Genomic DNA, 10,075 nt, shown 5'->3' on the forward strand with positions numbered 1-10,075 from the left:
ATTATATATTTCAATGTCTTTCATTTTCAAATTTTCAAATTGGCTCATCTGCACATTAAACACTCCGCTCGTGGGATTAGGATAAATCGTACATCGTGCATCGTACATCGTACTTTCATTTACTCCCATTCCGCTTTTCACAATGATATAATCCTTCTTTGTGAGCGTATAAGTACATCCGCTTCCGCTTGACGCAGTGAGTTTAACTGTAAAAGTATCAACAGAAGTATAAGTATGCGAAGGATTAACAAGCGAACTCTGATAACCATCTCCAAAATCCCACCAGTAACTTAAAGCATTGATACTGTTATTATAAAACTGCACCGTGGCGCTGGGCAAAGTAACAATAGTAGTATCGGCTGTAAAAGATGCCAATGGCGCTAATGATGGCACAGGGTGCCAGGGAGTATCAAACAGCAATGTTTCTGCTATGGTGGAACTATCGGTAACATTGCGCTTGGTGTTGTACATGAGAGTGCTGTTGTGGTCCACTCCTATCACGCTGTCGTATTGCCATTGCAGGGTTGTGCCTCTGGTAATGGCATTGGTATCAGAGAAATTATAAAAGTTGCGGGCGCGTTCATATCTATCTTGTCCCTGCACATCCATGCATTGCCAGCCGGGGTTAAAATTGGCGGTATCGGCTGTGCCTATCAATACACCGTAGTTTTCATTGTAGTATTGGACGACATGCGCGTTGCATCTGGAAGGTAAACGCCAGAATTGTATTCCCGTTGAACTACAAAGCGAACCTGAAAAAATTATATCCCTTGATATACCACAAGGGTAGGGCATTTCAACTCCATTTAAAGAATCAGTACAAAATGTATAAGATGCGGGATTAACAGAAACAGCCATTTGCATAGGAATGGAATCCGGGATTCCCTGCCTGATGAGCATATATCTTGTAACAAATTGCCCACCCGCAGAAAAACCAGTTAAGTAAACAGGAATACTATTTCTGCTTTCTCGTAATATTATATGCTTGTATAAGTGCTTAATAACAGGAACATACCAATAAAAGTACCAACAACTGTCGGTACGAGTATATGCATAAGGCCAATCATTGTGAATATCCATAGTAAGACCTACGAGTAATGCTTTTCTTTTGTCTGCAATATTCTGCAGGTCGGAAATGGATGCCCCGGAACCTCCGAGTCCGTGTATATATATCACAGCAGGACTACTTAACGAATCATAGTTTAAAGGTTTATAGTAATAAACATAGAATTTTTCTATAAAAGTTCCTATATAAGTTTCAGATGTATCATTAATAATAATGGGAACAAATACGCTGTCCTGTGAATTTCCAAAGGGGATAATAATCTGCGAACTTCCCTTTATGCATAACGCTCTGCGGCTTTTTGTCAGTGCGGACTTAATTGCTCGTCACTGTCAGCCGACACAAAAGTAAATAGAAAGCACGAACCGACAAATTAATTCGTCAGCCCGCATTGCAAAAAGCCGCTGTTGGCTGCTGCCCTTCTTTTCTTTTGTCGTGATGAAGTGTCTGTCCGCTGTGATGTTTTTTGTTTTTGTTTTGGTGTCGGGCATTTTTGAAAATTTATTTCTGTCGGTGCGCAGGATGGGCACGCTCTTTTGCATTTTGCCTATTCAACTAAAAATAAAAAGAGGCAAAGTGCAAATGTGCGTGCCATTTCGGAGGATGGTGTTTTTTGTTCGCTGTCGGATGATGAGAATATTTTAGGAAAGAGTTGCTGTCTGCCGAAAGTTGCCGTTAAAAGTTGTCGAGGCATGCGAGATAGTCGGGAAAGGAACTGCTGTCCCCCGAAAGTTGCTGTTAATGTTACTGTCAGACCCCGCAAAAGTGCGGGGCAGGTGCGGAATGGTCGGGAAGATGTTGCCGATGTTTGAGCAGGAGTTGTCTATGCTTAGGGCAAACCTGACAATGCTTCGGTCAATCTCTCCAATGCTTTACCCAAGACGGGCTATGCTTGAGGCAAGATGCGCTATGCTTGAGTCAAGATGGTCTATGCTAAGGTCAGACCCCGCAATGCTTAGGTCAAGGTATGACATGCTGTCAACGAGATATGCTATGCTGTCAACCAACCTGTCAATGCTTCGGGCAAGATATGACATGCTTTCCTCAAGATATGACATGCTGTCAAGGGAAAGGGCTATGTTTGAGGCAAGATTGCCTATGTTTTGCTCAAGATGGGCTATGTTTGAGTTTTTTCGTCAATTTGAGGGTTAGATATGGGTTTTCTTATTGGGGTTATCTGAATTTATTTCTGATTTTTTTCTTTACCAGAGAAGATATTGTGCTTCGTGTGTCGACTAAATCCATGTTCAGTTTTATGATTTCATTATTTTTATTTTTAAGTAATGTATTGAGTTCCGTTACTTTTTTATGGAGCTCTACGGTCGTTTCTTTTTGTTTTGCGTTAAGTTCTTTATGATGATGTAATTTATTCTCTAATTCATGCTTGGTATTTCTTGTAAGGTTTTCAAGCGAAAGAATGATGCTATCCTTCGATATAATTATTTCATTGAGTTTTTTGATTTGCTTTTCCTGCTCCGTTGTTATTTCTTCCAGCAAATCAATTTTCTTTGAAGTTTCATAATTTTCTGTTCCGACAAATTTGATTTTTACTTTCAAAAATGGTTTGCCATCAATATAAATAACCTCATTATTTTCCAAGTCCTTAATAAATTTCTTCTGAAGATTTGATTCAGAAGAACTATCCTTTTTGAAATTTATTTTTTTAAGAAAGTCCTTAAATTTCATAGAATAAAAATACACATTAAAACAGCAATCCTTGACTTTAAGGGGGGTAATTAATTGAGGGTTTTGCTGAATGTATTTTCAATGTCGGCAACGGTTTTTTTGCAGATGTCAATTTTCTGGCGGATAGTTATAAATGTTTGTTGGAGTGAAAGAAATTGTTTTTCTATTTTGCCTGTGATTGTTTTTGAAACGGGTTGGTTGTTTTTATTATTGCTTAATTGCTGAAGGTCTTTGGTGAATTGGTGTTGGAAGTTGTAAATTTCATCAAGGGATGGTTTGGTTTTATAAACGAGGTCGGAAAGAAGGGGTAGATATTGTTTTGTTTTTTCTGCGATGGTATCGGACATTTTCCAATGTTCCTGCATTTCGAGGTCGGAAAGTTTTCCTTCTTTTTTTATTTGAAGAAGTTTGTTATTGGTGTCAGTAAATTTTTTAAAGATTGGTTCTGTTTGTTCGCAGAAGTTTGCGATTTCCGCTTCCATATCGCAGGTATCGGAAAACATTTTTTCATAGGTGTTTCCGATGTGGTTTATTTTTTTTTCTATGGATGGATGGAATGGATTCATAGTTGAAATATCAGTTTATGGCTGCTGGCGGATTTCCCCATTGGTTTTTTATTTTTGCTGTGAGCAGGTAATCGCGGAATTCGGCAATGGCTTTGTCGCGCTTTTGTTCGGCTTGGGTTAAAATTTCGAGGGCTTTTTCTTCTTCTTCACACGCTTTTATAAATTGCGGGTATCGGTTTTTAAATTCGGCAACATCTTCTTTTATTTGAGTGGGTGCATTTGCTATTTCTTTTTTATTTTTTTCAAACAGGGCTAAATGTTCGTGATACCATGATAACTGGTCTTTTCCATTATTGGGTGTGGTATCGAGATATTCTATTTTACATTCATCGCATTTGTATTTATTGCACATATATCCGTGCTCGTTTTTTTCTTCCCAAATTGGTTTTCGTTCTTTTGTAATATTGCATTGGGGGCAGTTTGTGAGCATTGGTTTTTGTTTGGCTATGACTTTATTTTTTCGTTGCTCTAAAATGTCTATGAGTAATGCTTGTCCTTTGTCGAGGAGTTTCATTATTTCAATATCATCGGGATGTAAACCGCCTTGTCGGGTTTTTGTGTTTTCATATTGCTTGCGGTGATAAAGAATTAATTCAAACAATTCTTTTTCGGCTTCTGTGATATATCCTTCTGTTTGATATTGGAGCAAATTCATTTTCTATTTTTTTTGTAATGTCATGGTGAAAGCCATTGTGTATCGTGCGGTTTTGCTATTAGCCGTGCGTTGTTGTAAGCCATTCCCATTGTAAGGCAAGTGCGCGCGCTGTAGGCGCGAATATTTATTTTATCAAGCACTAAAGCCAAATCGGGTCTATCTTTTGTTGTAAGATAAAGGGGAATGAGAAGTTGTATTCCGCCTCTGAAATATTGAGGCATTGCCATTTTATAATTGACGCGCACGCGTCTTGTACTTTCGTCAATTGCACCGATTAATATGTTTCTTATTTCGGATTCATCTTTTATAGCGATAGATTCAGGAAAGCGAGCGCGGTTTCCGCTGATGATGTGGTCAACATCAGGAATTATTTCCATGTTGGGATTAAAAATTAAATCTTCTGGTCTGTGAAAATAATCTGCTGGCTTTGGCGGATTCATGGAAAAGTTTCGGAGAAATTCATGGTCGCTTTTCTTGATGAAGTTTATAAGATAATATTCAGATTCCTGATGTTGATAGCGGTTTTTTGCAAAGAAGGCGTATATGTCCTCGTGATGCTGTGTTACCAAACCTGTATTGAAGCAGGCGTGCAGAAGGTCGTCCGTCCGCACAATCTTATTTTCACCTTTTAGTTTTCTAAAAGTATTTTCCAAATAACTACGCAGCATTGGGAAACTCAGCCGTGCAATGTAGTTGCCGTGTTCTATTTCTTGTTTTGGATTGGAAAAACTCCAAGTTTCTTTTTGCGCTAATTGATTTGCAAGATAGTCAAGTGAATCTTCGTAACTGGGGAACATCGCGAACTTGAATAGTTCCGATTTGTTGGCGGGTGTTGTAATCATGGTAAATTATTTTCTAAGTAAAGCTAACACACTAAAAACTAATAGAACAAAGATATTTATTTTTTTTTGCTTGTCACATCAAGTTCATTCAATCGCTTTTTAATATTCTCTTCCCATTTTTTTTGTGCTGCCTTATTGTCTCCATGATTTGTTTCTTTATCATATTTTTTTTGTTCCTGATTGTGTTTTTCTTTTAACTCGGCAATTATACTTTTTATTTTATCCTGATTTATACATGGGTTGGCAAGCAATCCTAATTCTTTTTTGAGCATTCGCGCATACACTTCTGTTAAATTAAAATGAAGTTGTTCATGTTGCAGCAAATATTCTTTCTGTCCTTCTTTCTTCGCCCATGACCTGCTTTTTGAAAAAAGCGCTCTTACTTCATACTTAAATTTTCCATCTGCACAATTCCAATTACATTCTATGGAAACGGTGCTTGCTGAAAGATATTTTTCATTCGTATCGGGATTACATTTAAAATCATCCCACTTGAGTTTTTTCCCCGCAGACCAAAGAATAGTATCGGTTTTCTGAGGTTGTATAACCGTCAGACCTAGTTTGTCAGGAAAAGGAATCTGTGCATGCAATCCCAAACAACCAACTGTTATAATGGTTATGAGGAAATATTTTTTCATGCTGTCAAGTTACGATATGCTGAAAAGGTTGTCGCGCTGTCCTATTTTCTTTCCCGACTTTATTTCACCGCGTCTTGTCATACGAATCAGGTGTCCGCGAAGATTTCTTAATGTTCTTGCTTGGTCAAGTTTGCTTTTGGCATTAAAATGTTTTAGAGATACAGGATAAATGTCGAGGGCTTTCATAGGTTTTCCTGATGTCTTTATTGTATTGATGATAAAATTCGGCCACTTACCTAACTTGCGTGCCGGTGCAGAAGATGTTGTCTGCGTGTGTGGTTTTCGTCCTCGTTTTTTTCCTGTCGAGGTGTTGGTTTGCACTTTAACTGTTTCGGCTGTACCATTTGTCCCATTGGATTTGAGTTTTGATAGTATGCCTTTAATGTTTTGGAGTTTTTGAATTGTCTTGTTGTACTCCTGTTTGTAAAACGATTGGAGTTCGGTCAACTCGCTGTCGGAAAATTTAATTTGTGCCATTTGTTGTAGGTTTTAGTTTATGTCAAAAGTAATAATTATTATGTAACTATTTGCAGATGTTGTCAAAGCCGTTTAGGGTTTTACAATCCCTTTTGTTTTAATGCTTGTTCAACTCCTGCATCCTTGAGCGCAGGATTTATTTCAATGGCTTTGCGATAATTTTCACTTGCCTTGTAATAGTCGCCCGATAGAATTAGAATCTGCGAATAGATATACATTGCGTCCGGGCTTTGGGGATTTAACTCAACTGATTTTTTAGCATAACTCATTGCATTGGCAAGATATTTAGTTGTTGAAACTTTCATCATTACAAACGCAAGTTTTGAATTGGCTTCCCAATCATTCGGGCTAAGTTCAATTGCTTTCTGATAATAAGGGAGGGCTTTTTCGTATTTGCCATCGCGATCTTCTAAAAGACCAAGCGATTTAATTGTTGTAAAACTTGAAGGGGGAATAGCATTCCGTCTTGTAAAAAAATCTTTCGCTTTATTCATATTCCCTTTTTCAAAATATAACATGCCAAGTCCTTCAAGGGCTAAGGTGTCATAGGGGTCGGTTTTTAAAACTCTTTCGTAATAATAAATTGCTTTATCATTATTCCATAGTTTTCCGTTGGTGTAATAAAAATATCCGAGATTGAGATTGGAATAATGATTCATCGAATCAATTCCGTAAGCTCGCTGAAGAAATTTTAACGCCTTATTATCATCGCCTAATGAGATATACACCTGACTGATGTAAGTGCATAAAAGCATATCGGAACTGTCAAGAGCGTATGCTTTCAGGTAATGTTCTTCCGCGTTTTTAAAATCTCCTTTGTTTTGTGCGGTCATTCCCAATCCATACTGATTGGAATAATCATTTGTATTCGGTACATACTTTTTACTTTTTGCAAATAAATATTCTGCTTTATGAGAATCTTTCAGATTAGTGGAAGTATAAATATTTGCAAGGATGAAAAGAGCCGCAGCATCGGTGCTGTCTTTTTTTAGAATACTGCTTAACAATTCAACTCCCTTTTCGGGTTCTTTGAAATCAAATGCAAGAATTTTTGCCAAACTTTTCTTTGCTGCGATATTCGTGGAATCAAACTTTAAACATTTGTAAAAGTAATCGCGTGCGCTTTTTGCATTATTCATCTGCCATTCCCAGCTGCCTAAATAATACCATGCAGTTGCATTCGTGCTGTCGTATTTTATCGCCTGTTGAACGAGTTGTCTCGCTTTGTACATTTTATTTTTTACATTTTTATCTGCCAGCAACTCGGCATAATTCAAAAGGGTGTTCACATTGTTGGGTTCTACCAGTAACGATTTTTCATAATACTTTTCCGCTTCCCCCAGTTTGCCTGACGCTTTTAAAACATTCGCCATAAAAGCATAAGGATAACCTTCGGTTGAATCAAGTTTTATATATTTTTCCAATTCTTTAATTGTTGCAGGATAATTCTTCAGCGCAAAATGACACTCGCAGATGATTTGAGATAAATCCCGAATTTGTCTTTTTGAAATCGGTTTCACCTGATAGAGCAAGGCAAGGGCATCGGAATATTTTTTTTTGCTCATATAATTATCCGCCATTGCAAATTGAATAAAGCATTCCACATCCATCATTATTTTAATTGCAGAACTGTCGGTAAGCCGCATGAAAGATTTTACTCCTGTTTCATCAAGCATTCGGTTGTCCTTTCGGGTCATGGAATATTTTATGTTCACCTGTGCGCTATCTGAAACCCCTGGTTCATAGATTTCTCCATACACCACCAATGAAGAGTTGTTTTTTATTCCTTCGTTAATCGCATCATCTGAGGAAACAGATGTTTTAGTGAAAGAAGCATTATAAAAAACACTCATTGGCAATTTATGTTCCTGAATTGTTTTTTTCAATCTGCTTTCAAGCGCATCTTCAAATTTGATTTGAATATTTGGATTATCCTGAAGAATAGAAAGAGGAAGAATTTCTACTTTGAAAGTGTCAGGTTGGGATTTCATTAATGAAACAGTTTCTTTTGTTTCTGAAGAAGTAAAATTCTTTTTGAACAGAAAAAACAGGACTGTAATAACAGCAATAGGCAATAAAACGAGCAGCGCATATTTTTTGCTGAAAACTCTCCGTTGTTTTTTCTTAGGAATAATTTGCGTTTGTTGCTGCTTAAAATCTTCCGCTTCTCTTTTTGTTTTTGCCAGTTCTTCTTCAAGAATTTTGATTCGGTGCTGGGCTTCTTCCAATTCTTTTATTCGTGAAATGGATTTCTGGAGTTCATCTGAAAATTTCTGAAACTTTTCATTTTCCTCTCCGCCTTTTTCTTTCAGCGATGAAAGATTTCTTTCCAATTCCTCTTTTTCCCTTTTCATTTTGCTTAATTCCTCTTGCAATTTTTTTCCTGCATCCTTAGATGAATATATTCCCTCGGCTTCCGCCATCGCTTTTTTCAGTCGTGAGGGAATCATTATTTTCAGAAACTCTCGAAACATCCAGTCAATAAGTAAACGCAAAGCGGTAATGCTGTAATGCGCCTGCTCCTGCATTACGCGGTTGTCGTGCGTGGCTGTGTTTCCGTGAATCTGCAATGATTCCAACCAATTGATTACTCTGCGCGGAGCGAGGTTTTCCCAAATGATGAGTTGAATCAGTTCTTTGTAACTCTTTCCTGCAATTTTTTCTGCTGCGACTTTTTCATTGTATTTGTAAATGAACATCAGTTTGCAGGCGGCTTCACCGCTTTTTCGCATATTGGTTAATGCATCTTCATAATAACTATTCTTGTAATGGTTGAATGCATTTTCGCACCAGCGAACAAAGTCATCCGTTTTGCCTGTGAAAGAATTTTCCATTGTGTAATGTTTTTAGATAAAAAAATATATAAATAATGGGATAAAAATACTATTTATTCCTGTTTGTTTTTTTTGTGTGCAGGAAGATTTGGCTCTTTGACTTTGCCCCTGCGGTTGGTTTGTGCGGTTGGGGCAAAGGCAATGTGCCAAATGTGCGTGAGCAAAATAAATTTTCAAAAATGCGCAGGGTGGGTTTTTGTTTTCTTTTTTTTTGTCGTTGCGAAACGGTCAAGTTACCGAATTGCTGTCCACCGTGTGCAAAACTGTCCCCCGCTTTTTTTGCTTTTTGGTTGCAGAAAGTTTCAAGTTACTACGGAACTGTCCACGAAGCGAAAGGGTTGCAGCCAACAGGAGGTAGAGGAAAAATAAAAATATATTTGTGCGTTTCTTCATAATTTTTATGCCGTTTATAATTTCTCTTCATAAAGTTCATTGTATCAACACAAGTTTTATGATGCGTACTTCACTTGTGGTTTGCGCTTTTATAAAATACATTCCCTTACTTAATCCATGAGCATCAAACATGATTTTTGATTTCTTTCCGGCTTCGGTTTTAGCAAAGCACAACTGGCGCACGAGTTGCCCGGAATAATTATACGCTTCAATGGAAATTTCTTCATCTCTATCTGTCATGAATTCAATTTCTGTTTTCTCTGAAAAAGGATTCGGTATCGCAGTCAAAATAATTTCTGCCGAAGGAGTTGCTTCCACACTTTCATTACTAAATCTTGCACCAGTAGTATTACAGGCACCAATACAATCACCATGATTTAGATGCGCCTGTAAAGCATTTTGACTTACAGAAATCGTATTCCCCTTATGGCAGATGGTGATTTTGTTACCACTGATTACATTTGTTACCGAAACATTTTTAGTAATAGTGGCGGTACATCCAAAACGGTTTACTGTGAGCGTAACTGATTTAGCACCTGTGGAAGAAAACAAAATCCCTGTTGGGTTTTGTTGAGTAGAGGTTTGGGGAGTTGCGCCTGCGCCAAAATCCCAAAAGAAAGTTGCGCTGTCGGCAAACGCAAAGTTGACAGAAAAAAACATTGCTGCTCCGCATATACTATTCCTTAACCACTTTCCCATGATAATTTCCTTTTGAAGTGTTCAGTTCAATGAAATAAATTCCTGCGGGCGGAGAAGACAAATCAATTTGAGAATTTGAAGATGAGTTAATTTGAAAATGAGCAGGCACTTTTTCTCCGTACATATTATATATTTCAATGTCTTTCATTTTCAAATTTTCAAATTGGCTCATCTGCACATTAAACACTCCGCTCGTGGGATTAGGATAAATCGTACATCGTG

Annotated in this window: 12 protein-coding genes; all 12 read right to left on the reverse strand. The window is 37.5% G+C overall.

Features of this window, described 5'->3' with window-relative positions; all coding sequences use genetic code 11:
- Window positions 1-1,176, reverse strand: a 1,176-nt coding sequence (locus HY841_02735) for a PKD domain-containing protein (GenBank protein MBI4929652.1), incomplete at its 3' end; no start/stop codon positions are given.
- Window positions 1,177-1,395: 219 nt separating this feature from the next.
- Window positions 1,396-1,605 (reverse strand): hypothetical protein, encoded by a 210-nt coding sequence (locus HY841_02740; protein MBI4929653.1) that lies wholly within the window; start codon window positions 1,603-1,605, stop codon window positions 1,396-1,398.
- Window positions 1,606-1,935: 330 nt separating this feature from the next.
- Window positions 1,936-2,121 (reverse strand): hypothetical protein, encoded by a 186-nt coding sequence (locus HY841_02745; protein ID MBI4929654.1) that lies wholly within the window; start codon window positions 2,119-2,121, stop codon window positions 1,936-1,938.
- 115 nt (window positions 2,122-2,236) lie between these two features.
- Window positions 2,237-2,749 carry a hypothetical protein gene (locus HY841_02750; GenBank protein MBI4929655.1) on the reverse strand — a complete coding sequence of 171 codons (513 nt, stop codon included), beginning with the start codon at window positions 2,747-2,749 and terminating at the stop codon, window positions 2,237-2,239.
- Window positions 2,750-2,799: 50 nt separating this feature from the next.
- Complete coding sequence (locus HY841_02755) at window positions 2,800-3,315, reverse strand: hypothetical protein (protein ID MBI4929656.1); 516 nt, start codon at window positions 3,313-3,315, stop codon at window positions 2,800-2,802.
- A 10-nt stretch (window positions 3,316-3,325) separates the two neighbouring features.
- Window positions 3,326-3,970: a hypothetical protein gene (locus HY841_02760; GenBank protein ID MBI4929657.1), complete on the reverse strand. Its 645-nt coding sequence runs from the start codon at window positions 3,968-3,970 to the stop codon at window positions 3,326-3,328.
- 20 nt (window positions 3,971-3,990) lie between these two features.
- Window positions 3,991-4,812 (reverse strand): DUF3825 domain-containing protein, encoded by an 822-nt coding sequence (locus tag HY841_02765; GenBank protein ID MBI4929658.1) that lies wholly within the window; start codon window positions 4,810-4,812, stop codon window positions 3,991-3,993.
- Window positions 4,813-4,868: 56 nt separating this feature from the next.
- Window positions 4,869-5,450 carry a DUF922 domain-containing protein gene (locus HY841_02770; GenBank protein MBI4929659.1) on the reverse strand — a complete coding sequence of 194 codons (582 nt, stop codon included), beginning with the start codon at window positions 5,448-5,450 and terminating at the stop codon, window positions 4,869-4,871.
- 9 nt (window positions 5,451-5,459) lie between these two features.
- A complete protein-coding gene (locus HY841_02775) occupies window positions 5,460-5,927 on the reverse strand; it encodes a hypothetical protein (protein MBI4929660.1) in 468 nt (155 codons plus the stop codon).
- 80 nt (window positions 5,928-6,007) lie between these two features.
- A complete protein-coding gene (locus HY841_02780; GenBank protein ID MBI4929661.1) occupies window positions 6,008-8,761 on the reverse strand; it encodes a tetratricopeptide repeat protein in 2,754 nt (917 codons plus the stop codon).
- A 429-nt stretch (window positions 8,762-9,190) separates the two neighbouring features.
- Window positions 9,191-9,853, reverse strand: coding sequence for a T9SS type A sorting domain-containing protein (locus tag HY841_02785; GenBank protein MBI4929662.1), 663 nt, complete (start codon window positions 9,851-9,853; stop codon window positions 9,191-9,193).
- Window positions 9,831-10,075: T9SS type A sorting domain-containing protein (locus HY841_02790; GenBank protein ID MBI4929663.1), on the reverse strand; the 245-nt coding region annotated here is incomplete at its 5' end. The genes HY841_02785 and HY841_02790, both read right to left, overlap by 23 nt.

Source organism: Bacteroidota bacterium (assembly GCA_016213405.1).
In the GTDB taxonomy this organism is placed as follows: domain Bacteria; phylum Bacteroidota; class Bacteroidia; order Palsa-948; family Palsa-948; genus Palsa-948.

Bases quoted from the DNA above. Each gene is read 5' to 3' on its own strand.
- HY841_02740 (MBI4929653.1), bottom strand. From the start codon at position 1,605: ATGCAAAAGAGCGTGCCCATCCTGCGCACCGACAGAAATAAATTTTCA.
- HY841_02745 (MBI4929654.1), bottom strand. From the start codon at position 2,121: ATGTCATATCTTGAGGAAAGCATGTCATATCTTGCCCGAAGCATTGAC.
- HY841_02750 (MBI4929655.1), bottom strand. From the start codon at position 2,749: ATGAAATTTAAGGACTTTCTTAAAAAAATAAATTTCAAAAAGGATAGT.
- HY841_02755 (MBI4929656.1), bottom strand. From the start codon at position 3,315: ATGAATCCATTCCATCCATCCATAGAAAAAAAAATAAACCACATCGGA.
- HY841_02760 (MBI4929657.1), bottom strand. From the start codon at position 3,970: ATGAATTTGCTCCAATATCAAACAGAAGGATATATCACAGAAGCCGAA.
- HY841_02765 (MBI4929658.1), bottom strand. From the start codon at position 4,812: ATGATTACAACACCCGCCAACAAATCGGAACTATTCAAGTTCGCGATG.
- HY841_02770 (MBI4929659.1), bottom strand. From the start codon at position 5,450: ATGAAAAAATATTTCCTCATAACCATTATAACAGTTGGTTGTTTGGGA.
- HY841_02775 (MBI4929660.1), bottom strand. From the start codon at position 5,927: ATGGCACAAATTAAATTTTCCGACAGCGAGTTGACCGAACTCCAATCG.
- HY841_02780 (MBI4929661.1), bottom strand. From the start codon at position 8,761: ATGGAAAATTCTTTCACAGGCAAAACGGATGACTTTGTTCGCTGGTGC.
- HY841_02785 (MBI4929662.1), bottom strand. From the start codon at position 9,853: ATGGGAAAGTGGTTAAGGAATAGTATATGCGGAGCAGCAATGTTTTTT.